Origin of the sequence: Actinopolyspora sp. BKK2 (assembly GCF_011291845.1) — a bacterium.
GTDB lineage: Bacteria > Actinomycetota > Actinomycetes > Mycobacteriales > Pseudonocardiaceae > Actinopolyspora > Actinopolyspora saharensis.
Genome location: NZ_JAANTE010000001.1, coordinates 778,335 through 801,421, shown reverse-complemented (window position 1 = coordinate 801,421; position 23,087 = coordinate 778,335). Strand labels below are relative to the sequence as shown.

26 protein-coding genes and 1 pseudogene are annotated in these 23,087 nt (G+C 70.7%); 18 read left to right on the top strand and 9 right to left on the bottom strand.

What is annotated here, in order from left to right:
- Positions 1 to 62 precede the first annotated feature (62 nt).
- Genes G9Q41_RS03540 through G9Q41_RS03530 form a run of 3 tightly spaced genes read left to right on the top strand, consistent with a single transcriptional unit; the run spans position 63 to position 2,477 of the window.
- Positions 63 to 1,280: an MFS transporter gene (locus tag G9Q41_RS03540; RefSeq protein ID WP_092522610.1), complete on the top strand. Its 1,218-nt coding sequence runs from the start codon at positions 63 to 65 to the stop codon at positions 1,278 to 1,280.
- A 42-nt stretch (positions 1,281 to 1,322) separates the two neighbouring features.
- The gene (locus G9Q41_RS03535; RefSeq protein ID WP_092521057.1) at positions 1,323 to 1,904 is read left to right on the top strand and encodes a sugar O-acetyltransferase; all 582 of its coding nucleotides are present in this window, start codon (positions 1,323 to 1,325) and stop codon (positions 1,902 to 1,904) included.
- 12 nt (positions 1,905 to 1,916) lie between these two features.
- The gene (locus tag G9Q41_RS03530) at positions 1,917 to 2,477 is read left to right on the top strand and encodes a TetR family transcriptional regulator (protein ID WP_165631219.1); all 561 of its coding nucleotides are present in this window, start codon (positions 1,917 to 1,919) and stop codon (positions 2,475 to 2,477) included.
- A 190-nt stretch (positions 2,478 to 2,667) separates the two neighbouring features.
- Here G9Q41_RS03530 and G9Q41_RS03525 read toward each other — a convergent pair whose 3' ends face one another.
- Positions 2,668 to 3,318: a DUF4232 domain-containing protein gene (locus G9Q41_RS03525; RefSeq protein ID WP_092522612.1), complete on the bottom strand. Its 651-nt coding sequence runs from the start codon at positions 3,316 to 3,318 to the stop codon at positions 2,668 to 2,670.
- Positions 3,319 to 3,413: 95 nt separating this feature from the next.
- Positions 3,414 to 4,384 (bottom strand): annotated as a pseudogene (locus tag G9Q41_RS03520) (EamA family transporter).
- Between the two features lie 72 nt (positions 4,385 to 4,456).
- On the opposite strand from G9Q41_RS03520, the gene G9Q41_RS03515 reads away from it, so the two are divergent.
- The gene (locus tag G9Q41_RS03515) at positions 4,457 to 5,365 is read left to right on the top strand and encodes a LysR family transcriptional regulator (protein WP_165631221.1); all 909 of its coding nucleotides are present in this window, start codon (positions 4,457 to 4,459) and stop codon (positions 5,363 to 5,365) included.
- A gap of 157 nt (positions 5,366 to 5,522) precedes the next feature.
- Here the strand turns inward: G9Q41_RS03515 and G9Q41_RS03510 are convergent, their stop codons facing one another.
- Entirely contained in the window at positions 5,523 to 6,344 is an 822-nt protein-coding gene (locus G9Q41_RS03510; RefSeq protein WP_165631223.1) for an SAM-dependent methyltransferase, read from the bottom strand.
- Positions 6,345 to 6,517: 173 nt separating this feature from the next.
- Between G9Q41_RS03510 and G9Q41_RS03505 the strand changes: the two genes are divergently transcribed.
- On the top strand, positions 6,518 to 6,724 hold the full coding sequence (locus tag G9Q41_RS03505; protein WP_165631225.1) for a hypothetical protein: 207 nt from the start codon (positions 6,518 to 6,520) through the stop codon (positions 6,722 to 6,724).
- A 49-nt stretch (positions 6,725 to 6,773) separates the two neighbouring features.
- On the opposite strand, the gene G9Q41_RS22570 is transcribed toward G9Q41_RS03505, so the two are convergent.
- From G9Q41_RS22570 to G9Q41_RS03495, 3 genes are all read right to left on the bottom strand, one after another.
- Positions 6,774 to 6,950: a helix-turn-helix domain-containing protein gene (locus G9Q41_RS22570; protein WP_347568686.1), complete on the bottom strand. Its 177-nt coding sequence runs from the start codon at positions 6,948 to 6,950 to the stop codon at positions 6,774 to 6,776.
- Positions 6,951 to 7,352: 402 nt separating this feature from the next.
- Positions 7,353 to 7,556, bottom strand: a complete 204-nt coding sequence (locus tag G9Q41_RS03500; RefSeq protein ID WP_207630538.1) for a hypothetical protein — start codon at positions 7,554 to 7,556, stop codon at positions 7,353 to 7,355.
- A complete protein-coding gene (locus tag G9Q41_RS03495; protein ID WP_165631156.1) occupies positions 7,553 to 7,690 on the bottom strand; it encodes a hypothetical protein in 138 nt (45 codons plus the stop codon). Before G9Q41_RS03495 ends, G9Q41_RS03500 begins: the two co-directional genes overlap by 4 nt.
- Before the next feature lie 212 nt (positions 7,691 to 7,902).
- Here G9Q41_RS03495 and G9Q41_RS03490 point away from each other — a divergent pair, with 212 nt between their 5' ends.
- Together G9Q41_RS03490 and G9Q41_RS03485 are read left to right on the top strand one after the other, a co-directional pair.
- Positions 7,903 to 8,754, top strand: coding sequence for a helix-turn-helix transcriptional regulator (locus tag G9Q41_RS03490; RefSeq protein ID WP_165631227.1), 852 nt, complete (start codon positions 7,903 to 7,905; stop codon positions 8,752 to 8,754).
- Positions 8,751 to 8,942 carry a DUF397 domain-containing protein gene (locus tag G9Q41_RS03485; RefSeq protein ID WP_165631229.1) on the top strand — a complete coding sequence of 64 codons (192 nt, stop codon included), beginning with the start codon at positions 8,751 to 8,753 and terminating at the stop codon, positions 8,940 to 8,942. Before G9Q41_RS03490 ends, G9Q41_RS03485 begins: the two co-directional genes overlap by 4 nt.
- Before the next feature lie 109 nt (positions 8,943 to 9,051).
- Here G9Q41_RS03485 and G9Q41_RS03480 read toward each other — a convergent pair whose 3' ends face one another.
- The gene (locus G9Q41_RS03480; protein WP_165631231.1) at positions 9,052 to 9,999 is read right to left on the bottom strand and encodes a LysR family transcriptional regulator; all 948 of its coding nucleotides are present in this window, start codon (positions 9,997 to 9,999) and stop codon (positions 9,052 to 9,054) included.
- Positions 10,000 to 10,076: 77 nt separating this feature from the next.
- On the opposite strand from G9Q41_RS03480, the gene G9Q41_RS03475 reads away from it, so the two are divergent.
- The 8 genes from G9Q41_RS03475 (at position 10,077) to G9Q41_RS03440 (ending at position 16,829) form a co-directional block, all read left to right on the top strand.
- Positions 10,077 to 11,042 (top strand): fumarylacetoacetate hydrolase family protein, encoded by a 966-nt coding sequence (locus G9Q41_RS03475; protein WP_165631233.1) that lies wholly within the window; start codon positions 10,077 to 10,079, stop codon positions 11,040 to 11,042.
- The gene (locus G9Q41_RS03470) at positions 11,042 to 11,995 is read left to right on the top strand and encodes a cyclase family protein (protein ID WP_165631235.1); all 954 of its coding nucleotides are present in this window, start codon (positions 11,042 to 11,044) and stop codon (positions 11,993 to 11,995) included. Before G9Q41_RS03475 ends, G9Q41_RS03470 begins: the two co-directional genes overlap by 1 nt.
- A 10-nt stretch (positions 11,996 to 12,005) precedes the next feature.
- Positions 12,006 to 13,130: an FAD-dependent oxidoreductase gene (locus tag G9Q41_RS03465; protein WP_165631237.1), complete on the top strand. Its 1,125-nt coding sequence runs from the start codon at positions 12,006 to 12,008 to the stop codon at positions 13,128 to 13,130.
- The gene (locus G9Q41_RS03460) at positions 13,127 to 14,176 is read left to right on the top strand and encodes an amidohydrolase family protein (RefSeq protein WP_165631239.1); all 1,050 of its coding nucleotides are present in this window, start codon (positions 13,127 to 13,129) and stop codon (positions 14,174 to 14,176) included. Before G9Q41_RS03465 ends, G9Q41_RS03460 begins: the two co-directional genes overlap by 4 nt.
- A gap of 26 nt (positions 14,177 to 14,202) precedes the next feature.
- The gene (locus tag G9Q41_RS03455) at positions 14,203 to 15,138 is read left to right on the top strand and encodes a VOC family protein (protein ID WP_165631241.1); all 936 of its coding nucleotides are present in this window, start codon (positions 14,203 to 14,205) and stop codon (positions 15,136 to 15,138) included.
- A gap of 45 nt (positions 15,139 to 15,183) precedes the next feature.
- Positions 15,184 to 16,152 (top strand): fumarylacetoacetate hydrolase family protein, encoded by a 969-nt coding sequence (locus G9Q41_RS03450; protein ID WP_165631243.1) that lies wholly within the window; start codon positions 15,184 to 15,186, stop codon positions 16,150 to 16,152.
- A 190-nt stretch (positions 16,153 to 16,342) separates the two neighbouring features.
- Complete coding sequence (locus G9Q41_RS03445) at positions 16,343 to 16,561, top strand: hypothetical protein (protein ID WP_165631245.1); 219 nt, start codon at positions 16,343 to 16,345, stop codon at positions 16,559 to 16,561.
- Positions 16,562 to 16,652: 91 nt separating this feature from the next.
- Positions 16,653 to 16,829, top strand: a complete 177-nt coding sequence (locus G9Q41_RS03440) for a hypothetical protein (RefSeq protein WP_165631247.1) — start codon at positions 16,653 to 16,655, stop codon at positions 16,827 to 16,829.
- Positions 16,830 to 17,248: 419 nt separating this feature from the next.
- Here G9Q41_RS03440 and G9Q41_RS03435 read toward each other — a convergent pair whose 3' ends face one another.
- Entirely contained in the window at positions 17,249 to 18,187 is a 939-nt protein-coding gene (locus tag G9Q41_RS03435) for a LysR family transcriptional regulator (RefSeq protein ID WP_165631249.1), read from the bottom strand.
- Between the two features lie 72 nt (positions 18,188 to 18,259).
- Between G9Q41_RS03435 and G9Q41_RS03430 the strand changes: the two genes are divergently transcribed.
- Positions 18,260 to 19,558, top strand: coding sequence for an MFS transporter (locus G9Q41_RS03430; RefSeq protein WP_347567422.1), 1,299 nt, complete (start codon positions 18,260 to 18,262; stop codon positions 19,556 to 19,558).
- Positions 19,559 to 19,700: 142 nt separating this feature from the next.
- On the opposite strand, the gene G9Q41_RS03425 is transcribed toward G9Q41_RS03430, so the two are convergent.
- Positions 19,701 to 20,393 carry a glycoside hydrolase family 11 protein gene (locus G9Q41_RS03425; RefSeq protein WP_092521071.1) on the bottom strand — a complete coding sequence of 231 codons (693 nt, stop codon included), beginning with the start codon at positions 20,391 to 20,393 and terminating at the stop codon, positions 19,701 to 19,703.
- 424 nt (positions 20,394 to 20,817) lie between these two features.
- Between G9Q41_RS03425 and G9Q41_RS03420 the strand changes: the two genes are divergently transcribed.
- Both G9Q41_RS03420 and G9Q41_RS03415 read left to right on the top strand, forming a co-directional pair.
- On the top strand, positions 20,818 to 21,525 hold the full coding sequence (locus G9Q41_RS03420) for a polysaccharide deacetylase family protein (protein WP_347567423.1): 708 nt from the start codon (positions 20,818 to 20,820) through the stop codon (positions 21,523 to 21,525).
- 220 nt (positions 21,526 to 21,745) lie between these two features.
- Positions 21,746 to 23,020, top strand: a complete 1,275-nt coding sequence (locus tag G9Q41_RS03415; RefSeq protein WP_165631253.1) for an ROK family transcriptional regulator — start codon at positions 21,746 to 21,748, stop codon at positions 23,018 to 23,020.
- Positions 23,021 to 23,087 lie beyond the last annotated feature (67 nt).

Sequence of the window (23,087 nt, the reverse complement as noted above, 5' to 3'; positions counted from 1 at the left end):
TCCGTGCCCTGCACTGGCTCGAGGAGTGTACGCTCGTCCGCTCTCCTTGTAGGGTGCGGCACGTGTCTGTTGTCGCACCGCCGCGCCCCGCTCTGACCGAACGACAGGCTCGTGTTGCTGTTGCGGTGCTGTTCTTCACCAATGGGGCGCTGTTCGCCAACCTCATCCCGAGGTACCCGGAGATCAAGGCCGACCTCGGCATCGGCAACGCCGCCTACGGCCTGGCCGTGGTGGCGTTTCCGGTGGGTGCGCTCGCTGCTGGCCTGGCTGCCGGGACGCTGATACGGCGGTGGGGCTCGGCGCACGTGGCGGTGGTCAGCACGGTACTGACCGGGGCGGGGTTGCTCGGCGCGGGGATGGCTACCTCGGTGGTGCTGTTCGTCGCCGCGTTGTTCGTGGCCGGAGCGATGGACGCGGTCACCGACGTCGCGCAGAATGCCCACGGATTGCGGGTGCAGCGCCGTTACGGCCGTTCCATCGTCAACTCGCTGCACGCCGTGTGGTCCATCGGTGCCGTCACCGGTGGTTCCATGGCTGCCGCGGCGATCGCGCTCGGCCTGCCGCGGGAGCACCACCTGGCGATCTCGGCCACGGTGTTCGCGATCGCCGCAGGCGTCGCCTGGCGGTTCTGCCTACCCGGGCACGACGTCGAACCGGAGGCGGAGCCCGACTCCGAGGACCGCACGGGGCGGGCGGGGACTCCGATGTCGAGGCCGCGCATCGCCGTCGTGCTGGGGGCGCTCGTCGTCATCGCCATCGCGGGCACGCTCGTCGAGGACGCGGGCAACTCCTGGGCCACGCTCTACCTCGCCACCTCGCTGCACGCGCCCGAAGCACTGGCGGCTGCCGGTTACGTGGCTCTGGTCGGGGCCCAGTTCATCGGTCGCCTGCTCGGTGACCGGCTCGTCGACCGGTTCGGTCAGCGCGCCGTGGTCCGCGCGGGCGGGTTCCTCACCGCAGCAGGCATGAGCCTGGCCCTGGCCGTGCCCACGGTGGGCGGGACGATCCTCGGTTTCGCCTCGGCCGGGCTCGGAGTGGCCACGCTGGTGCCCGCGGCGATGCACGAGGCCGACCGGATTCCCGGGCTCAAGCACGGTTCGGGACTGACGATCGTCTCGTGGCTCATGCGTCTGGGCTTCGTGCTCTCCCCGCCCGCTGTGGGGATGGTCGCCGATGCCGCCGGGCTCAGGGCGGGACTGCTGGTGGTTCCGCTGGCCGGGTTGCTCGCCCTGCTGCACGCCGGAGTGCTGCGACCACGAGCCCGGGAACCGGGCGGCTAGCTCGGTCACACAGCGCGCACCCGGGAGCGTACGGTCGTACACGTGGTGACGGACTACTTCGCGCAGGACCCGCGCACGAACCTCGAACGCATGCGGGCGGGCGAGTACTACATCGCCGACGACCCCGAGATCATCCGCGGGCAGCAACGGGCCGTGCACCAGGCAGCCCGCTACCAAGCCGCCTACATCGACGACGCCGAGGCGGCCCGGTCGATCCTCGTCGAGCTGCTCGGCTCCGTGGGGGAGCAGGCGCACGTGCGGCCCCCTTTGCACGTCGACTACGGCAGCAACATCGCGCTCGGGGCGCGCACTTTCGTCAACTACAACCTCACCGCGCTGGACGTCGCGACGATCGGTATCGGCGCGGACTGCCAGATCGGGCCCGGCGTCCAGCTGCTTACCCCCACGCACCCCCTCGACCCGCAGCTACGGCGCGACAAGTTGGAAACCGCCCAGCCCATCACCATCGGCGACAACGTGTGGCTCGGTGGAGGCGTCATCGTCCTGCCCGGCGTGACCGTCGGTGACAACGCCGTCATCGGCGCCGGCTCGGTGGTGACCAAGGACGTGCCCGCCGATGTCGTCGCCGTCGGTAATCCCGCCCACCCGGTCCGCACCCTCTGAGGAGGCGTTGCCATGGCCACCGGACACACCGACCCGCAACGGCGCGAGCGCATCATCACCGCCACCCTCGACCTCATCGCCGAGGAGGGGAGCGCCCACGCCTCCCACCGCAAGATCGCCACGCGTGCCGGTGTCCCCCTCGGCTCGATGACCTATCACTTCACCGGGTTCGATCACCTGCTTCGCGAGGCGTTCACCCGGTTCACCGACCACATCGTCGCCGTCTTCGACGATCACCTCGCCACCGCGGCCGACCGTGATCAGGCCTGCGAGGCCGTGGCCGACCTCGTCCACGCTCTGTCCGAGGACAATCAACGCGATCTCGTGCTCGCCCAGGAGCTGTGCACGCTCGCCGCTCGCGAACCCGCCTACAGGGAGCTCACCCACGAGTGGATGCGCCGCAGCCGTAACCACCTGGAACGGCACTTCGACCCGGACACGGCCCGTCAACTCGACGCGCTCGTCGAAGGCCTGACGCTGCACCGCGCCCTGGCCCGCGAACCTCACGACCGAGCCCTGACCCGCGAGGCGGTCACCCGCATCACCGCAACAGACGGCCCGTCAGATCGTTGACCCTGCCTGGCTGGGGTTTTCCGTTCAGGTTGATCAGGTGCTCGCTTGACGGAACCTCTTGCGGGCTCGTGAGCGGGTGGTCCGACATCGGGTAGTTGCTCCACAACGTCGGGACCGTCCTCGCGAGAGCACCACGGGAGAACCCGTGGCGGCACGAGTTGCTCGACGAGCCGGTGCGCGGCGGGGGAGTCTACTGGTGAGTCCAGGCGCTGGTGCCGAGCTTGCCGGAGCTTCCGAGGTTGATGGTGATCTCGTTGCGGTCCTGCCCGGGCGGGTTCCGTTCCCGGCCGACCGGCTCCACCGGTTGCCAGGGCCGGTCCCGCGCCGGGGTGATCCTCAGGTACTTACCGACTGCGGGAGCGTCGAAGCTGGTGTTGGTGTTGCGCCACATCAGCTGGGTCTCGGCGTGCTCACCCGGTCGTACCGTGATCGCCTCGGGTGGGGCGTCGAAACCGTCGACGCTGGCGATGTCGGCCGAGCCCTGCGCGGTCCGCACGTCCAACGGTTTCCGGTCCTCGTCCAGCACGCGCACGCGTGGGTAGCCGTTCAGCGCGTAAGGCCGGTCGCCGCAGTTGGCCAACTCGACGTGCATCAGCCGCAGGCCCATCGCCGTTTCCACCAGGTCGGTCGTGAGCCGTACGCCCGTATCCGGGCAGCCGGTGGTGACCGAGTCCGTGACGGTGGTCGAGCTCGTGGGAGTGGAGGGACTCGTGGTGGTGGACGTGGGCGCAGCGGAGCTCGGGGAGGGTGTTGACGACGCCTGCCCGTCCTGTTGCGTCGGATGCGCGGCACAACCGGCGAGGACAAGCGGTAGCAGCGCCACGATTCCCCGACGTCTCATGGTCATCACGATCGCACGGGCGCGGGACTTCTCCGGCCCGTTGTGTCCGGCTCGTTGCACACCGCAAGCGGATCGTGACGGGGGTTCGGCAGGTGCTACTCCGCTCGAACGGGTTCGTGCTCGGTGTCGTGGGTGGACAGGCCCGGTCCGGTCCGGGTGGTGTGGGAAGGCCGGTGGCTGCCCAGCAACACACCGGTGATGACCACGATGGCGGCGGCCAGTTCGACGAGGGAGTACTGCTCGCCGAGCACGAGCCGGCTCGTGCTCATGCCGACCACGGGCACCAGCAGTGAGAAGGGAGCGACCACACCTGCGGGGTGGCGCCGCATCAAGGTGGTCCAGATGCCCGAGGCCACCACGGTGGCCAGCACCACGATGTAGGCCAGCGCGGCCAGTGCGGCCACCCGGTCGATATGTCCAGAGTGGTCATCGCGTGCAGTCCGGCCCGCGGGCCCTCGAACGTCACGGACAGCGCCGCCAGCGGCACCGGCGGCACGACCGACATCCACAGCGTCAGCCGCATGGGGGCGTCCTGGCCGGGCCGTCCCTCCGGGCGTGAGTGACTCGTGGGGGACAGTGCCTGACGGCTGCAGAGATTGCCGAGGGCCCAGCCCAGGGCCCCGGCCAGGGTCAGCACCACGGGAAGCGCCGCGGCGACCTCGGCGCGGTGCAGGAGGATCACCGCCATCCCGCCGATGGCCAACGTGATCCCGGCGAGCTGAACGCCGCTGGGGCGTTCCCGCAGTACCAGGACCCCCAGCAGCACGGTGAACGGAGCGGATGCCTGCAGCACCAGGGAAGCCAGCCCGGCGGGCATTCCCACATGGATGGCAGTGAACAGCAGTCCGAACTGGGCGGTACCGAATCCGAGCCCGTAGCCGAGCACCCAGCGCGCAGGCACCCCCGGGCGGGGGACGAGCAGCAGGGTGGGCACCGCGATCACTGCGAACCGCAGGGCGGCGAACAGCAGCGGCGGGAAGTGTCGCAGTCCCACGTCGATGGCCAGGAAGTTGACTCCCCACAGCACCGCGACGGTGAGAGCGAGCAGGCGGTCTCGGATCGGCACGTGCTCAACCTGCACGCCCGCGACCGTGAAGCATCAGCTCAGATATTTACACCACATCGGTAGCATTGCTTCATGGACATGACGCGCCTGCGGACCTTCCGCGAGCTGGCCAACCGCGGCACCGTCGCCGCGGCGGCCGCCGCGGTGCACTGCACGCCCTCGGCCGTGTCGCAGCAGATCAAGGCGCTGTCGGCGGAGCTGGGGGTGGCGTTGACCGAGCCGGCCGGGCGCGGCCTCCGGCTCACCGACGCCGGGGAGGCCCTCCTGCGGCACGCCGACGAGGTCCTGGCGGCCTCCGAACGCGCCGAGGCGGAGCTGGACGCCTTCCGGACGGTGCCCCGCGGGCGGGTGCGGGTGGCCCTGTTCCCCTCGGGGGCGCTGTTGCTGCTGGCCGGGCTGATCCGCCGGGTGGACGCGCTGTCGGAGCTGACCGTGGACTACCGCGATGTCGACGTGCGCCACTCCGAGGCCAAGGGCCTGCTGGCCGACTTCGACATCGTGGTCACCCACTACGACGAGCGCGGTTTCTCGGCCGCCGACGAGCGCGCGGACGCCGTTCCGCTGCTGCGGGAGCCGTTGGACGTGGCGCTGCCTCCCGGGCACCGGCTGGAGGGGCGGCGCACCGTGCGGCTGGAGGAGTTGGACACCGATCCGTGGATCAGCGTCGAGGTGGGGATGCCCGTCGACGACGTGCTGGGTTCGCTGACGGTGCGCACCGGCGTGCGTCCGCGCGTGGTGCAGCGCATCAACGACTTCCGCGTCACCGAGGAGCTGGTGGCCGCCGGGCACGGCGTCGCCCTGCTGCCGCGCTACACCACCAACTGGACCTGGCTGCTGCAGCGCCCGCTGAGCGGCATCCGCGCCGCTCGGCACATGGAGGCACTGGTCCGCACCGGTACGGCGACCAGCCCCGGCGTCGCCGCGGTGCTCGAGGCCCTGCACGCCGAGGTCGCCACCGTCACGGCCTCCGCGCCCGAGTGATCCCGCCAGCAGGGGACGGGCGGAATCGGGAGCAGTCCCCGGCGACCGCCGCGACGACGCGCCTCGGCCCACGCCGACGAGGCGCGCTCGGTGTACTGGCTCCCGCAGCAGCTCCCGGCCGAGGTTCCCCGTGGACCCAAGCTGGCCCGCGTGCTTCCTAGGGCAGGATTCCGACGGCTCCGTGGACGTTGCCGCGCCGTGCTTGCTGCTCGGTGACGGTCTGGTCGGGGCGCCACAGCGCCGCGGGGACCACTCCCGGTTCCAGCAGGGTGTATCCGGGCAGCAGCGCGGCGACTTCCTCGCTGGTGCGCATGTGCAGGTTCGGGGTGGCGGTGTCGGCCAGCAGGGAGCGCAGGCCTGCGACTTCCTGGTCGGTGCGGCTGAGCTGGGCGTTGTTGGACACCGCCAGCGCACTGCCCGGCACGCAGGCGTCGCGGTAGTGCGCCACCAGACCCGCTCCGTCGGTGGTGGGCAGGATGTCGAGGATGCCGAAGGCCAGTACCGCGATCGGGCGGGTGAAGTCCAGCAGTCCCGCCACCCCGGGGGCGCCGAGCACGGTGGCGGGGTCGCCCACGTCGGCTTCGGTCACCGTGACGCGGTGTTCCGAGCTGCCGAGCAGGTGGCGGGCGTGGTGGCAGGCGATGGTGTCCCAGTCCACATAGGCCACTCGGGCGGACGGGTCGTGCTGGTGGGCGATCTCGTGCACGTTGCCCACGGTCGGCACCCCGGAGCCGAGGTCGAGGAACTGGTCGATGCCGTGCTCGGTGACCAGGGTGCGGACCGCGCGGCCCAGGAACGAGCGGTTGGCCCAGCAGTAGTCCCGTTCGGTGGGGGCGATCCGCAGCGCCTGTTCGGCCGCGGCCCGGTCGACGGCGAAGTTCGCGGACCCGCCGAGGTGGTAGTCGTACATCCGCGCGATGCTGGGCCGGTCGAAGTTCGCGTCCTCCACCTGGGCGGCTGGTTCCGCGTCGTGCGACATGTCGGCAGCCTATCCCGCTTTTCCGGTCGGGGGCCAAATTTCGCGTCCGGCGAGGACTCCTCGTGTTCGAGGAAGGTTTCGTGCTGTTGCCGGTTCTCGGGGCGTTTTTCGGCGTTTCGCAGCTTTGCGAGGGTTCTTCGGGGAACGCGTGTCCCTGCTGCACGATCGGGGGGATGTTCGACAGATCGTCCAGACCGGTGGCCAACCTGCGTCCCGTCGGCAACACGGCACTGCTGGCCGCAGCGCTCATCGCCGTGATCCAGCTCGTCACCGACGCCCCCGCCCAGTCCACTCCGAATCTCATCGCTGTCCTGCTGTGCGTGGTCGGGCAGGGCATGCGCATCGAGTCCGCCATCGCGGAGCAGAGGTCCGACAGGTGATCCGGCCTGGTGGGGCACCGGAGCCCGCCGAGGGGATTTTCCGGGGGATTCAGGCGCTGTTCAGCGCTTCGGCGGAGGAGCCCGGCGTTTCGGCGGAAGAATCCGGCGAGTGCGTGTCGGTGGTGGTGCGCCGGCGGTTCGCTCCGCCGCGTGCGCGCAGTCGCGTTCCCGCTTCGCTGAGCACGGTGCGGACGAAGCCGTAGGACCGTCCGCTGGCCCGCGCCAGTGAGCGGATGCTGGCTTCAGCTCTCGTGGTGGTGCTTGAATTCGGTGCCCAACTGGCTGCGCAGTCGTCTGGTGATGTTCGTGTGCTTGGTGACGCTCATGGCTGCCTCCGAACAGCGGGCAGGGGTGGAACCGCCCGGCCGCTGTCGGGGCGCGGCCGGGCGGTGCTTGCTACAGGCGGCGCAGTCCGTCGAGGACGCGGCGCATCAGCTCCGGCGCGGGGCGTTGATCGGGTGCGGTATCCTGGAGGGGCTTCCCTGGTAGGTGCGAGCTACCAGGGGAGTCCACTCTCATCACCGTGGGCGACAGTGTTCCCGACCAGTGCGTCCAGCGCGGTGTCCGCGCCACCGCCGGCATGATCTCGGTGGGTGCCGCATCGGCCCGCGCGGGTTCGGCGAGCGGGTCAATCACGGTCGGGCTCGTCGAGGGTCACGGTGCCGTCGAGTCCGTCGGCGTGGCCGCGCAGCTGTGCGGCGAGGTGGTCGAACACCGCGGCGGCTTCGCGGCACTGCCGCCCGGTGGCGTGCCCACCGGCCAGGTCGTAGGACAGCTGCTCCATGCGCCACTGCTCGTGCGCGGTCCACACGGCCAGCTCGCCCCGGTTCACGACCACTCCCGCAGCGCCGCGTCGAGCACGTCGCGCAGCTCGCGGGCCTGCTCGAGCGTCCACCGCGTCCGGTTGAAGATCGTCGGCGTGGTGATGCGCACCTCGCGGTCCACGGTCGAGACCCGCAACGACACCGCCCCACCTTCGGACTGGCACGGCACCTTCACACCCGGACCTTTCAGGGCTCTGGTGGTCGAAGACATTCACTGCGCTCCACATGTGCTGATGGACATGGTCAAGTCCTTCCTGATGGACATGTTTCAGTTTTCTGGAACATGTCCACAGTCCACAATCCCTCAAACAGGTGATGGTCAAGTACCAGTGGGAACCGCCTAGTATCTGGTACATGGCGGTTACCAGAGGTGGGACACCCAAAGCTCGTGCGCTCGGCGCTGAGCTGCGAGAAGCACGTGAGGCGAACGGGCAGAGCCTTCGTGCGCTGGCACGCGAGCTCGAAACCAACCACGTCAAACTCGGACGGTACGAGTCGGGGAGTCAGGTACCCGCCCCCGAGTTCGTCGCGGTGTACTTGGCTGCGTGCGATGTGCCTGCCGCCGAACGTGATCGCGTCGTCGAGATGGCTCGCGACGCCGATCAGCCGGACTGGCTCACCACGGGGCGCAACGGACCGAGGCACGAACTGACCACGCTCATCGAGTTCGAGCGGACCGCTACTTCGATCTCCGAGGTCGCCACCGACCTGGTTCCCGGCTTGCTGCAGACTTCCGCGTATGCCCGCGTCATCATGCAGGGGATGGCCGAGCAGGAGCGCGAGACGCGCGTACTGATGCGTGTGGGCAGACGCGAGATACTGACGGACAAGGGGATCGCGTTCACCGCGATCATCAGTGAACGGGCGTTGACCGAACCGATCGGTGGGCCCGCCGTGATGGCCGAGCAGCTGCGTCACATCATCGACATGACTGAGCGGCCCAACATCGCAGTTCAGGTGCTGCGGGCGGGATTCACCACAGCGCACCCGGCGCACATGGGCGCGTTCGTGCACTTCGAGTTTCCCAAGGCCTCACCGATCGTGCATTTGGAGCACTACCAGTCGGCCACGTTCCTGCACAATCCGACCATCGCGCAGGAGTACGCCGAAGCGGTTACTACCCTGCGAACGTTGGCGATGAGCGAGGAGGAGTCGGCCAAGTTCATCGCCAACTGCGCAGAGGAAATGGAGGCTGTTTCGTCGTGACTGTACAACCCGAAGGATGGCGCAAATCGAGCCGGTCAGGAAAAGTCAGTAACTGCGTCGAAGTCGGCCGGATTCCCCACGGTGCGGCGGTGCGGGACACCAAGGACCGCGGCCTCGGCTACGTCACCGCCGACCGGAAGCAGTGGCAGGCGTTCCTCGCCGCGGTGAAAACCGGCCGGTTCGAGTGAGCCGCACGGCCACGTCGAGCACCCCCGGAGCCTCCGGGGGTGCTCTTCTCGTCTCGGCGACCGCCGGTTTCCTCCGATCGCCCCGCCGGGCCCGCTCCCGCGGGCCCGTTCAGGCGGAAGCCTCGGCGAGTTGCTGTCCGGCCTCGGCGAAGATCGAGCGCAGCCAGGTGTGCTCGGGGCTGTTGTCGTGCGTGGGGTGCCACCACAGGGCTTCGACGAGCGGCACGGCGTCGTAGGGGCAGGGCAGCGCGCGGACCTCGCCCCCTGCGGTGAGCAGCGGCGCGAGCTTGGTCTGGGTGAGCGCGATGCGGTTCGTCCCGGCGACGAAGGACGGCAGCGCGAGGAAGCTTTCCACCACCACCTGCACGTCCGGTTCGATGCCCAGCATCTGCAGCTGGCGCGCGGCCGGGGTGAACGCCGAGGGCGAGTGGTAGGTCAGCACCCACGGCAGCTCGGCGAGGTGCCCCATCGTCAGCTCGTCGCCCACGTGGGGGTTGTCCGCGGCCACCAGGCAGCTCCAGGTGTCCGAGAAGACGTCGAGGTTCGGCAGGTCGGTGAGGAAACCGTGCGGCAGCAGCAGCGCGTCGACGTCGCGCAGCACCTCGTCGGCCGCGTCGATCACGCTCGGGTTGTGCAGCTCGAACCGCAGCCGCATGTTCGGCGCCCGCTCGGTCAGCAGGCGCCCCACCCGGCCGCCGAGCAGCGACATGGCGTAGTCGGAGGCCAGCACCCGGAAGGTGGCCTGCGAGGTGGCGGGGTCGAAGACGGGTTCGCTGGTGAAGACCCGCTCGACCCCGGCCAGGGCGGCCTCGGTGCGCGGGCGCAGCCGCGCGGCCAGCGGGGTGAGCTCGTAGTGGTTTCCCACCCGGGTGAGCAGCTGGTCACCGAAGTGCCGCCGTAGCCGCCCCAGGGCGGCGCTCAGCGCGGGCTGGCCGAGGCTCATGCGCTGGGCGGCCTGGGTGACGCTGCGCTCCCGCAGCAGGTGGTGCAGCGAGACCAGCAGGTTGAGGTCGAGGTTGTGCACGGCCTTCTTATCGATGGTATCGATCTCCAGCATTCGCAGATTCGTCTTCCGTGATGCCCTGGTGGCGCTTCAGAGTAAACGTGTCGTTACGAAGTCGAAAGGACGTCGCCGTGGCTGAGGCCAGCAGTCCGTTCGCGCTCGGCACGTTCGCCACCGGAAACGAGGAGTTTCCCGGGCTCGTGGTCGATGATCGGACCTTGAACCTGTCGGACGTCCCGGGGCTGCCGGGAGAGGTCTCGTCCATCGTGGAGAACTGGGACGCGGTGTTGCCGCGACTCGAAGAGCTGGCCGCGGGCTCGGGGCGTGCCGACTGGCTGCTGGTGCGCGACCTGGAGGTGCGCGCCCCGCTGCGTCCCCGGCAGATCGTGCAGGCCGGGGCCAACTACCGGACCCACGTGGTCGACCTGGCCGTCAAGCACGCCGAGCTCGGCCCCGAGCGCACGGAGGAGCGGGTCCGGGCCGAGACCGCGGAGATGATGGACCGGCGGGCCGCCGAGGGCACCCCGTACCTGTTCCTCGGCCTGCCCGGTGCGGTCGCAGGCCCGTACGACGACGTGGTGCTGCCCGGCTACTCCGAGCAGCACGACTGGGAGCTGGAGCTGGCCGCCGTCATCGGCCGCAGGACCTTCCGCGTCGGCCGCGAGTCGGCCGCCCAGCACGTGGCCGGATACACCATCGTCAACGATCTGACCACCCGGGACCTGGTGTTTCGCCGGGACATGCCCGAGATCGGCACCGACTGGCTGCGCGCCAAGAACGCCCCGGGATTCCTGCCGACCGGGCCGTGGCTGGTGCCGTCGTCGTTCGTGGACCCGGGGGAGCTGCGGCTGAGGCTGGAGCTCAACGACGCGGTCATGCAGGACGAGTCCACAGCGGACATGATCTTCGACGTGGCTGCGCTGGTCTCGGCGGCCTCCCAGGTGGCCGAGCTGCTTCCGGGGGATCTGGTGCTGACCGGCAGCCCGGCCGGCAACGGGCTGCACCACGGCAGGCTGCTGCGCTCCGGCGACGTCATGACGGCCACGATCACCGGCCTGGGCGCCCAGCGCACCAGGTGCGTCGGCGAGGAGGTGTGATGGACTCGAGCGATCCCGAGGGGGCCGTCGCCGCCGCGGCGCGGCGCTGCTCGAACGCAGGCCGGTGGGGCGCCGACGACGTGCTGGGCACCCTGAACTTCCTCGACGAGGGAAAACGCGTCGAGGGGGCCGGGCTGGTGCGGCGCGGGACGGTGTTCTCGCTGGCCCAGCGGTTCGACGCGAACGGCCCGCAGAACGGGTGGCGGCGCCGGACCAACCCGGTGCACACCATGCTCGACACCGGGCTCGACGCAGCGCGGGGGCAGGGATTTCCGCACGGGCTCGGCGGGGCCGACGACGTGGTGTTCATGCCGCTGCAGTGCTCCACCCAGTGGGACGGGCTGGGCCACATCTTCGACCACGGCACCGCCTACAACTCCCGCCGCGCCGAGGAGGTCGTCACCAGCGAGGGCGACCGGGTCACCGGCATCGAGACGGCCGCGGCCCACATCGCAGGCCGGGGAGTGCTGCTGGACGTGGGCCGGTTCGCCGGTGACGAGGGCGAACTGCCCGACGGGTTCGCGATCGACACCGAGCTGCTGGAGGCCACCGCCGCCGCGCAGGGCGTGACCGTCGGTCGGGGAGACCTGCTGTGCGTGCGGACCGGCCGGCTCGCCCGCGCCCGCCGCGAAGGATGGGGCGACTACGCGGGCGGGCCCGCCCCCGGGCTGTCGTTCGCCACCGCCGACTGGCTGCACGGCACGGAGATCGCCGCGATCGCCACCGACACGTGGGGCTTCGAGGTGCGTCCCAACGAGTTCGACGAGGCGTTCCAGCCGCTGCACCAGGTGGTGATCCCGCACGTGGGTCTGTTCATCGGCGAGATGTGGGACCTCGACGAGCTGGCCGCCGACTGCGCCGCCGACGGCCGCTTCGAGTTCTGGCTCACCGCCGCGCCCCTGCCCGTGACCGGAGCCGTGGGCTCACCCCTCAACCCGCTGGCCGTGAAGTAGGAGAACCGAGATGCCCGCCGTCCGTTCCGTACTCGTCATCGGCGGTGGTTCCGCTGGCACCGCCACCGCCGTCCTGCTCGCCGAGCAGGGCGTCGCCGTCGACCTGGTCGAGACCAACCCCGAGGTGACCGCGCTCGGCTCGGGAATCACCCTGCAGGGCAACGCGCTGCGCGTGCTGCGCCGGCTCGGCGTGTGGGAGGAGGTCCGGCGCCGCGGATACCCCTTCTCCACGCTGGGGATGCGCGCCCCCTCGGGGGAGCTGCTGGAGGAGATCACCGACACCCGCACCGGCGGCGACGACCTGCCCGCCACGCTCGGCATGTACCGCCCCGACCTGGCCCGCGTGCTCACCGACCGGGCGGTGCAGCTGGGGGTGAACGTCCACTTCGGCACCGGCTGCACCGGGCTCGAGCAGGACGCCGACAGCGTGCTGGCCGACTTCGACGACGGCACCTCGGCGCGTTACGACCTGGCGGTCGGCGCGGACGGGGTGCGCTCCTCGACCCGGCGGATGCTCGGGGTCGAGCTGAGCACCCGCCCCACCGGCATGGGCATCTGGCGGGCGTTCACTCCCCGGCCGGACAGCGTCACCCACACCGACCTCTACTACGGCGGGGCCGCCTACATCGCCGGGTACTGCCCGGTGTCCGAGGACGGTCTCTACGCCTACCTGGTCGAAGACGCCCAGTACCGCAGCAAGCTTCCCGCCGAGCGGCGCCTGGCGGTGATGCGGGAGCTGGCCGAGCACTACCACGGGCCGTGGGACGACATCAGCCCGCACCTCGACGACCCGTCCCGGATCAACTACACGTGGTTCGAGTCGCACCTGCTGGACGGGCCGTGGCACCGCGGCCGGGTCGTGCTCATCGGCGACGCGGTGCACGTGTGCCCGCCCACGCTGGCCCAGGGCGCGGCGCTGGCGCTAGAGGACGCGGCCGTGCTCGCCGAACTGCTGAGCGACTCGGCCCGGGTGGACGAGACCCTGTGGCAGGCCTTCACCGCGCGCAGGCTCGAACGGGCCCGCACCGTGGTGGACTCCTCCGTGCAGCTGGGGCAGTGGCTGCTCGACGGCGAGCAGGGCGACGTCCCCGAGCTGATGGACCGGGTGGCGCGCGTGGTGGGGCGGCCGGCATGAGCGGAGAGCCGAGCGCCCCGGTGGTCGACGTGCACGCGCACGTGCTGCTGACCGAGGTCGAGGACGCGGTGACCGGTGCTGCAGGGCTGCGGGCCCAGCAGGAGCTGGACCTGCAGCGCCAGGGCGCGGAGTCGAGTGCCGTGTCCGGGCGCATGGTTGCCGAGCGGATGCACCGGCTGACCGACCTCGACGCGCGGCGCCGCGACATGGACGCGGCCGGGGTGCACGCGCAGCTGCTGTCGCCCTCGCCGTCGCAGTACCACTACTGGGCCGAGCCCGGTCCGGCGTGGACGGTGGCGCTGACCGCCAACCGCGGGATCGCCGCCACGGTCGCCGCGGACCCGGGCCGGTTCCACGGGCTCGGGCTGGTCCCGCTGCAGCACCCGGAGCTGGCTGCCGCTGCCCTGGACGACGCGCTGGATCGCGGGCTGGCCGGGGTGGAGATCTCCTCGCACGCCCAGCGACCCGACGGCGGCACGGTCGAGCTGTCCGACCCGCGGCTGGAACCGTTCTGGCAGCGCGCGGCCCGGCGCGGGGCGGTGGTCTTCCTGCACCCGTTCGGCTGCACGCTCGGCGCCCGCCTCGATCGCTTCAACCTGGCCAACACCGTCGGCCAGCCGGTGGAGAACGCCGTGGCGCTGTCCCACCTGATCTTCTCCGGCGTGCTGGACCGGCACCCCGAGCTGCGGGTGCTGGCCGCCCACGGCGGTGGCTACCTGCCCACCTACCTCGGCCGTTCGGACCACGCCTGGCAGGTGCGTCCCGACGCGCGGGAGTGCGCGCACCCGCCGAGCAGCTACCTGCGCGGGCTCTGGTTCGACTCGCTGGTGCACACCCCCGAGGCGCTGCGCGCGCTGGTCGCCGCGGTCGGCGCCGACCGGGTGCTGCTCGGTTCCGACCACCCGTTCGACATGGGGGTGCCGGATCCCGTCGACCGGCTGGCCGCGGCCGAGCTGTCCGTAGAGGACCAGCACGCCATCAGCACCGGAAACGCCGAACTCCTCGGTCTCGTTCCGCGCGCCGGGCGAGAGCAGGACACGCAGTAACGCTCGCACCTCCGGGAGGGTTTCCCATGGATCGCCTGATCACGCACCTGCGGCACATCGCGGTGGCCGTGCCCGACTTCGACCGGGAGCTGGAGTTCTACCGCAACCTGTGGGGGCTGACCGAGGTCGCCGCCGACACGGGGGTGAGCTTCCTGGCCGCGGAGGGCTCGCCGGAGCAGTACGTGGTGCGGCTGCGTGAGGCCGCCGACAAGCGCATCGACCTGGTCTCGTTCGGCGCCGCCAACGCGGCCGATGTGGACGCCCTGGCCGTGCGGCTGGGGCGCAGCGGGGTGCGGCTGATCTCCGAACCGGGCGTGATCGCCACCCCGGGCGGGGGCTACGGTTTCCGGTTCTTCGACAACGAGGGCCGCACCGTGGAGATCTCCAGCGACGTGGCGCTGCGCCCGCACCGCAGGATCGAAGAGGCCGAGTCCGTGCCGGTGCGGCTGTCGCACGTGGTGGTCAACTCGGCCGAGCCGGAGGCCACGGTCGACTTCTACCGGCGCCACCTCGACTTCGCGCTGTCCGATGTGCTGATGCACCCGGAGAATGGCCGCATGATGTGGTTCCTGCGCTGCAACGACTGGCACCACAGCTTCGCGGTGTCTCGCTGCCCGCACGCCTCGCTGCACCACGCCAGCTTCGAGATGCGCGGCCTCGACGAGTACATGCGCGGTTCCGGCAGGCTGATGCGCGCCGGGGTGGAGAAGGTGTGGGGGCCGGGCCGGCACAGGGCGGGCAACAACACCTTCTCGTACTTCCTCGACCCGCAGGGCAACACCGTCGAGTACACCACCGAGCTGGAGCGGCTCGACGAGGACACCTGGCACCCCGGGCTGCACGACTTGACCGACCCGATGGTCTCCGACCAGTGGGGCACGGCCAACCCGATGGACGAGTTCGTCGCCAAGAAGTCGTTCAACGATCCCGATCGCGGGCTGTTCCAGGCGCCGCCGGTGTGATCGCACCGCCGGGGCCGGGACGGAGACGACGAGGAGGGAGCGAGGTTGCGTTTCGCCACAGTGGAGGAACCCGGCGGGGCCGTGCGGTGCGGCGTCGTCGTGGACGGTGTGCTGCACCGGTTGCCGCTCGGAACGACGGTGCTGGACCTGCTGCGGGAGGACCGGCTGTTCGCGGCCGGTCGTGGAGCGCTCTCCGCGCGGGACTCGGTCCCGCTGGAGGAGGTGCGGCTGCTGCCGCCGCTGGAAGCGCCCACCGTGCGGGACTTCGTGGCCTTCGAGGAGCACGTCGAGGGGGTGCGCCGCGGTGTGGAGGGGCGGGCCGGTGTGGTGCCGGAGTGGTACGAGGCGCCGGCCTTCTACTTCACCAACCCTCATTCGCTCATCGGCGCGCACGACGAGGTCGCGGTCCCGCCGGGGTGCGCGGTGCTGGACTACGAGCTCGAGGTCGCCGCCGTCATCGGGCGGGTGGGGGCCGATCTCACCCCGGAGCGGGCGCGTTCGCACATCGCGGGGTACACGATCTTCAACGACTGGTCCGCCCGTGATCTGCAGCGTCGGGAGATGCGGGTGGGGCTCGGCCCGGCCAAGGGCAAGGACTTCGCCGGGACCCTGGGGCCGGTGCTGGTCACCGCCGACGAGCTGGAACCGCACCGGGACGCCGACGGGTTCCTGCGGTTGGCCATGACCGTCTCGGTCAACGGGGTCGAGCTCGGCCGGGACCTGCTGTCCAATATGGGCTGGCCGTTCGAGGAGCTGGTCGCGCACGCCGCGCGCGGCAGCCGGGTGCGTCCCGGTGACGTGCTCGGTTCGGGCACCTGCGGCAACGGCGGGTGCCTGGCCGAGCTGTGGGGCACCGGCGGTGCTGGGCAGCCGCCGCCGCTGCGGCCGGGCGACGTGGTGGAGATGACCGTCGAGGGCATCGGTGGCATCGCCAACACCGTGGTCGACGGTCCCACCGAGGCGGAGGTCGCGCCGGTGCGGCCCGCGCGCGGCCGGGACAGGCAGCGGCCGTGAGCTGAGCGGGCGGCGGGACGGATCGCTGGTTCGTCGGTCGCCGAGGCCGGTTCGGTGGAGTAGGGCGCGGAGGATGAAGATCCTCTAATCCCCCGTTCAGACCATGATCACAGCTGCGGACGAACCTGTTCGTGGCACTGAACGGAGCAGTTCCGGGAACTGCTGAGGGCGAGTCCTGAAGGGGAGTTTCATGGCAGCGATGTACCACCGTGTGGTGGCCCTGTTCCTGATGTTGGCCGGGGTGAGCGTGTTGCTGGGGGATCAGCTGATCGATCCGGTCGGTGGGGCGAACTCGTACGGGCTCGGAGTCGGGTTGTTGCTGTTGGGACTGATGTCGGTGAACCATCAGCTCAGTCGGCGGGTCTCGGAGCTTCGGCGGCGCGTGGCGAGCGCTCCATCCGCGCAGTAGGTGCTGAGCCACGTGCCCGCCGGTGCACCTCGGTCAACGGGGCTGCGGTGACCCGGCTGAACCCCACGGTCTGAGGGAGCTCGACGATCCGGTGCAGAACGGTCTCGTCGACCGTTGGAAGCGGGGGGCGGGGCGGGTGGTCTGTCCGAGTTGGGCGCTTCCCGTCCGGATCGCCACCGATATCCGGCAGCTGTACGGCTTCGACGTGGCCAGATTCGCTTATCAGCAGCCCACCGAGTCCGATGTGGACTGGCCGGGGCAGCAGTGAGGTTTCGGGGCGGAACTCGTGTGGGCGGTCGGACAGCCTGCGTGTGAGACGCCGAGAGCGGGAGCGTTGCGGGGAACTTCGAATAGTTAGCTGCCTCGTGTGCTCTGTCGCCTCGTGGAGCGTTCGCCGTATACGTCGGTGCTGCTCACCCAATCCGGATGAGCAGCCGAACCGAACGAACCGCTTCGTCAGGAGTTCTTGGGAATCGTGGCCTAGACCATCCGCCTGTTCGGATGCTCGGCGACGGTCCACATGTTGCCGAGAGTGGTTCCGCCGCGTCCTTCTTCCCAGCGCGAGAGGTCATCCGGACCGACAGCGGCCGGTTGGACCTCATACAGCGTGCTTTCGCGCCGAGGTTGATTCCGCCCGGCGGGATGACGACGAGCAGTGGTGGCCTCGGGTGAATTCGCTTTCTCCGCTCATTCCTCCTGCTCGGCGGGCTGCCGGGGTGCCGGGTGCAGCGCGGTGGCGGTGGTGGTGATGGTGTCCAGGGCGGTGGTGACCACGGGGTGCTCGCGGCTGCCGCGGCGGGTGGCGGCGAGGATGCGGCGTGCGGGGGCGGGCTCGCCGTGCAGGGGGATGCGTGTCACGGGCCGGTCCTCGTGCAGCCGGGCGAGTCGGGGCACGAGGATGATGCCGAACTCGTGGGCGACCAGGGCGGTGCCGGTGTCCCACTCGTCGGCGTAGTGGGCGATGTTGGGGGTGAACCCGGCTGCCATGCAGGCGGTGAGCACCAGGTGGTGGTAGGTGCTGCCGGGCTGGCCCACGATCCACGGCTCGTCGGCGGCGTCGGCGAGGGTGACCCTCCTGCGGGCGGCCAGCGGGTGCCCGCTGGGCACGACCAGGTCGAGGGGGTCGTCCAGCAGGGGGTGCTGCTCGAAGCGGGTGTCCGAAGTCGGGGGAGTCTCGGCGGTGGCGATCAGCAGCGCCAGATCCGCGTCGCCTGCCAGCAGCAGGTCGAAGCAGCGGGCGGGTTCGGCTTCGATGACCCGCACCGTGGACTGGGGGTAGTGGTCGCGCAGGGTGGCCGCGGCCGGGGGCAGCAGGTGCATGGCGGCGGTGGAGAAGCCGCACAGGGTGAACGATCCGCCTGCCGCCTCGGTGGCTGCGGTCAGCTCGGCGCGTGCGCGTTCTACCTGGGCGTGGAGCACGTCGGCGTGGCGGAGCACGGTGTGCGCCGCGGTGGTCAGGCGGATGCCGCGGCCGGACTGGGTCACCAGTTCGACGCCGAGCTCGGCGGCCAGCTGACGCAGCTGGTGCGAAACCGCGGAGGGAGTGTAGTGCAGCGCAGCCGCCGCGGCGGTGACCGTGCCGTGGTGGGCCACCAGCTGCAGCACGCGCAGCTTCGGATCGATCATGCAAATATTTTACACAGTTACTTGCACGAACGTTTGCTTCTCTTTGCTGGTGTCGAGCACCAGGATGTGGTTGTGCTGCTCAAAGGGATCTTCGACGAGGGTTGTGCCGGTGCTTCCCACGGTCGGATCGTGCACCGGAGTCGCCGGGACGCGCGCGAGGTGCGCACGGCGGTGTATCTGCTGGTGGTGCTCACGGCCGGGGCCTATCTGCCCAGCCCGCTGTACCCGGGCTATCAGCACGCCTTCGGGTTCGGCGACCTGACGATGACGCTGATCTACGCGATGTTCGCGCTGGTCAGCGCTCCGGCGTTGCTGCTGTTCGGTTCGGCGGCCGATGCGCTCGGTTCCCGGGCGGTGCTGCGGATCAGCGTGGTGGTGGCCGCGCTCGCCTCGGGGTGCTTCGCGCTGGCGACCGGACCCGGCTGGCTGCTGCTCGGCCGCGCCGCGCAGGGGGTGGCGCTGGGCGCGGCCACGGGGGCGACGACGGCGTTGATCACGGCGCGTGCTTCCGGTGGCAACCGGGGGCGGGCGTCGGTGTTGGCCGGTGTGGCCTTCGTGGGCGGAACCGCCGCGGGGCCGGTGGTGGCCGGGTTGCTGGCACAGTACGCGCCCGCGCCGCGGGTGCTGCCGTACGTGGTGCACCTGGTTCTGCTCGCGGTGGGGTGGTACCGCGTCTCGGCGCTGAGCGCGCCCGCCGCGCGCGTGGCCCGCTGGCGTCCGACGCGCCCGCGCATACCGGCCGGGATGCGGTGGCTGTTCACCTCCGCCGCGGCGACCGGTTTTCTCGCCTGGACCGTGGCCGGTCTCTTCCTGGCGGTCGTCCCGACGGTGCTCGGCCGCGCCGCCGGGATCGACGACCTGGCGGTCATCGGCGGCGTGCTCGGTGCCGTGCTGGTCTGCTCGGTGCTGTCCCAGCCTCTGGTGTCGCGCTGCGGTGCGCGTGGTGCGCAGCTGATCGGTCTGGGAGCGCTGCTGGCCGCGCTCGCGGCCCTGGCGTGGACCGGTGGTGGGGCGCTGATGGTGACCGTGCTGGCGGCGGTGGTGGCCGGATTCGGGCACGGTCCGGCCTACGGCGGGGCCGCCGCGGCCGTGGACGCGGTCGCACCGGCGCGGGAGCGTGCGGCGATCAACTCCGCGTTGTACCTCGCGTTCTACTGCGGAACCGGTGGGCCCGCCGTGGCGGTCGGTCTGCTGACGCTGCGGTTTCCCCTGGCCACGGCGATCTCCTGGCTCAGCGCGGTCGCGGCCGTGCTCGTGCCGTTCGTCGCCGCTGCCGTCGTGCTGGCCAACCGCGGGCCACGAGTGCCTCGGGCACGCCTGGGGCAGCACCACGACCGGGGCTGGGCGGAGCTTCGGTCCGAGAAGGTGTAGGTGTGCACGAGCGCCGTGGGGCGCACGCCGCCGGAACGGCCCGCGCCCCACGCATCCGGGCGTCCGCTGTGGACGGTCCGCACCGGTTCGTCGGATCAGGGCGGGCCGTCGATCCGACCGGGGAGGGTTCTCGTGCGGACGGTCATCCGCTGACGGTGATGTTGGAGCTTCCGCTGCTCTGGTAGCCCTCGGTCGCCAGGATCATGTAGTGGTCGAAACTTCCCAGCGGCATGTCGTGCCGGGCCCACGCGTCGAAGTGGTTTCCGGTGGTAATCGTTCCGCCCGCTCTCGGCGATTGCCGGACGCTCCAGAACTGCGGGAACGTCGCGGTCCCCTCCACGGAGGGCGCGTCGTAGCGCATCGTGCGGTAGATGTCGTAGGTGCCGCCGTCGCTGGTGACCGTTCCCCGGTGGTCGTCTCCGCCGGGGCGGTAGCTGCCGTAGCTCTCGACGATGTAGTACTCCACGAGCGGATTCGACGTCCACCCGTAGAGGGTCAGATATCCGTTCCCGGACGGGTTGAAACTGCCCGAGTAGTACACGTTTCTGCGGCCGCCGTTGCTCCATCCCTTTCCGCAGACGAAATTGCCGCAGTCGGTCCACGAGGTGCTGTAGCTGCCCCCGGACGACAGGGTCATGGAGACCGAACCGCCACCATTGGTCCAGAAAGAATAGTAGAATCCGCCGTGGGTTCCGGTCTGGTTCTGGGTGATGGTCGTGTCCGCGGAGGCGGTTCCGGGCAGCAGCAGGGCGGATGCGCCCAGTGCCACAGTTCCGGCTCCTCCGAGGAAACTCCTGCGGCCGAACGAACGTGCGTAGGAATCCTCCGTGCTCATGCTTCCTCCTCGTGAGGGGTTTCGAACGGGTGGTGAGCACCGACGGGCCCGTCGGTGAAGCGATGCTCGCGCGGATGGCCGGGATCAACGGTGATCAAGGCCTGTCGACACCGGGCAGTGTTGGCCAGGTCACGTCGGATTGTCAATGCGTTCCCCGGCTGTTTTCGAATTGCGCTCCCGAGTCGTGGCGGCACAAAGGACGGTAAATACTAAATTCGTCCAGGTAAAGCAGAGTACACTGTGGAACGGTGCTTTGTCCGGTGTATTCGTTGTCGTGCTCCGGAAGCGTCCGGTCGGGGTGAATGCGCCGGTGAGCGGCGTTGACATCCCCGGAGGTCGGTCCTACGTTTCTCGTGTTTCCCGTATTCTTTCCGGGCGCTTCCGGCGATTCTGCGTCGGAGCGTCCTGGGGGAGGACCATTATGGTGAATCGAGGATTTCGGCGACGGCGCGGGCGGGTGTGCGCGGGCCTGTTGGCCGTCGGATTGTTGTTCGGCGCGGTGAGTTCCGCGCAGGCCGGGCCCCGCGAGTCGGCGGATGCCACCATCGTCGACTCGACCGGACGCGCGGGCCGCACGGCGGCGCTGACCTTCGACGACGGGCCCGACCCGCGCAACACGGCGCGGATGCTCGACGTGCTCGACGAGCACCACGTCGAGGCGGTCTTCTGCCTGTGGGGCGAGCACGTGCGGCAGCACCCGGAGCTCGTGCGGCGCATCGTTGCCGAGGGGCACACGCTGTGCAACCACACGATGCGGCACGAGAACATGAGCACGTGGTCGCCTGCCGCGATCAGGCAGAACCTGCGGGCCACCAACGCGACGATCCACGAGGCGGCCCCGGGTGCCGAGGTGCGGTACTTCCGCGCGCCCAACGGCGCCTGGGGCGAGACACCGCGGGTGGCGGCGGAGCTGGGCATGCAGCCGCTGGGCTGGCGCCTCTCGGTCGGGGACTGGAACCGGCCCGGCGCGGACGTGCTGGTCCGCAGGCTGCGCGAGGGCATCGCCCCGGGCGGCGTGGTGCTGCTCCACGACGGGGGCGGCGACCGCGGTCAGACGGTGGAGGCGGTGTCGCGTTTCGTCCCGTGGGCGCGCGAGGCGGGGTGGGAGTTCACGCTTCCCGCCCGCGGTTGAGCACGCCCGTTGGTTCATTTCGTGTACGAACCAGTGGGTGTCGCGACCGCGGAAATCCCGCCGGTCCTCCGGTCGCGATGAGGAGTGTCCCCTGGTGACAGGGCTGTCCCGTGTTCCCGTTGTCGTGGTGTCCCCGCCGAGGCGCTCGTCTTAACGGGCTATGGCGTTCCGGGAAGGGCTGAGTTAGTTTTCCGATTGTCCTTATTCGAGAGGAGATCGGGTGCGCGAGGACGACGACGGGCGCGGACGGGACGGCAAACGCGGGGGTGTGGACCACACCGCCGTCCGACGGGGCAACCTCGCCCGCGTGCTCGGCGAGATCCGCTCTCCCGGAACGCTGTCCCGCGCCGCGTTGGCCACGCGGATCGGCTTGACCAAGGCCACGGTGTCCAACCTGGTCACCGAGCTGCTCGAGCGCAGGCTGGTCCGGGAGACCGGGTGGCGCCAGACGGGCAACGTGGGCAGGCCGGGGCGGCTGCTGGAGCTCGACGGCAGTGCGGCGGCGGCGCTGGGGCTGGAGGTCAACGCGAACTACCTCGCCGTGCGCGGGGTCGACCTCGCCGAGCGCGTGCTGGTCGAGCGACGCGTGGGGTTCGACGCGGTCCGCACGGAGGCCTCCCGCGCGGTCGGGGAACTGGCGCGGCTCGCCGGCGAGGCGATCGCCGAGTTGGACAGGGCGCGCACGAGCCTGGTCGGCATCGGCGTGGCCGTGCCGGGGCTGGTGGACGTGCCGAGCGGCACCGTGCGTTACGCGCCGAACCTGCCCTGGCAGGACGTGCCCATCGCCGAGTGGCTGCGCCACCGGCTCGAACTCGGGGAGGAGACCAGGATCACGGTCGACAACGAGGCCAACCTGGCGGCGCTGGCCGAGTTCGGCAGCGTGGTCAACACGGCCGATGATCTGGTGTACCTGACCGGCGAGCTCGGCATCGGCGCCGGTGTGGTCTCCGGGGGGAGGTTGCTGCGCGGGTCGGACGGTTTCAGCGGCGAGCTCGGGCACGTGCCGGTCGACCCCCGCGGGCGCAGGTGCGGCTGCGGGCAGCACGGGTGCCTGGAGACCAAGATCGGCCTGGCCGCGGCGACCCGGGCGGCCGCGCCGGATCTGGACGGGGCGTTCCGCGATCCCGAGGAGCAGGCGCGGGTGCTGCTCCAGCGCGCCGAGGCCGGGGATCCGCAGGCGCTGTCCGGGCTCGACGAGGTCGGCCGCTGGCTCGGTGTGGGGGTCTCGATCGCGGTCAACATGCTCAACCCGGGGGCGGTCGTGCTCGGCGGCTACTTCGCCGTGGTCTCGGCCTACGTGGTCCCGGCCGCGATGCGGGAGCTGCGCAGCCGCACCATCGCGGGGGAGACGGCCATCTGCCCCATCACCGCGTCCTTCTTCGGTTTCACCGCCGCCGTGCGGGGTGGAACGAGCGTGATCACCGAGGAGGTGTTCCGCGACCCGCTGCGCGCCCCCGCCGGTGCGCGACGGCAGACCTCCCCCGGCGCGGTCTGACCCGCCGGCGCGGACCGGGCCCGGCCCGCGGCGGGTTTAGCCCTCGGTGCCCCGGGGCATCGACCGG

Bases quoted from the DNA above. Each gene is read 5' to 3' on its own strand.
- G9Q41_RS03490 (WP_165631227.1), top strand. From the start codon at position 7,903: ATGGCGGTTACCAGAGGTGGGACACCCAAAGCTCGTGCGCTCGGCGCT.
- G9Q41_RS03515 (WP_165631221.1), top strand. From the start codon at position 4,457: ATGGACATGACGCGCCTGCGGACCTTCCGCGAGCTGGCCAACCGCGGC.
- G9Q41_RS03455 (WP_165631241.1), top strand. From the start codon at position 14,203: ATGGATCGCCTGATCACGCACCTGCGGCACATCGCGGTGGCCGTGCCC.
- G9Q41_RS03445 (WP_165631245.1), top strand. From the start codon at position 16,343: ATGGCAGCGATGTACCACCGTGTGGTGGCCCTGTTCCTGATGTTGGCC.
- G9Q41_RS03425 (WP_092521071.1), bottom strand. From the start codon at position 20,393: ATGAGCACGGAGGATTCCTACGCACGTTCGTTCGGCCGCAGGAGTTTC.
- G9Q41_RS03530 (WP_165631219.1), top strand. From the start codon at position 1,917: ATGGCCACCGGACACACCGACCCGCAACGGCGCGAGCGCATCATCACC.
- G9Q41_RS03460 (WP_165631239.1), top strand. From the start codon at position 13,127: ATGAGCGGAGAGCCGAGCGCCCCGGTGGTCGACGTGCACGCGCACGTG.
- G9Q41_RS03465 (WP_165631237.1), top strand. From the start codon at position 12,006: ATGCCCGCCGTCCGTTCCGTACTCGTCATCGGCGGTGGTTCCGCTGGC.
- G9Q41_RS03525 (WP_092522612.1), bottom strand. From the start codon at position 3,318: ATGAGACGTCGGGGAATCGTGGCGCTGCTACCGCTTGTCCTCGCCGGT.
- G9Q41_RS03470 (WP_165631235.1), top strand. From the start codon at position 11,042: ATGGACTCGAGCGATCCCGAGGGGGCCGTCGCCGCCGCGGCGCGGCGC.
- G9Q41_RS03435 (WP_165631249.1), bottom strand. From the start codon at position 18,187: ATGATCGATCCGAAGCTGCGCGTGCTGCAGCTGGTGGCCCACCACGGC.
- G9Q41_RS03480 (WP_165631231.1), bottom strand. From the start codon at position 9,999: ATGCTGGAGATCGATACCATCGATAAGAAGGCCGTGCACAACCTCGAC.
- G9Q41_RS03505 (WP_165631225.1), top strand. From the start codon at position 6,518: ATGTTCGACAGATCGTCCAGACCGGTGGCCAACCTGCGTCCCGTCGGC.
- G9Q41_RS03510 (WP_165631223.1), bottom strand. From the start codon at position 6,344: ATGTCGCACGACGCGGAACCAGCCGCCCAGGTGGAGGACGCGAACTTC.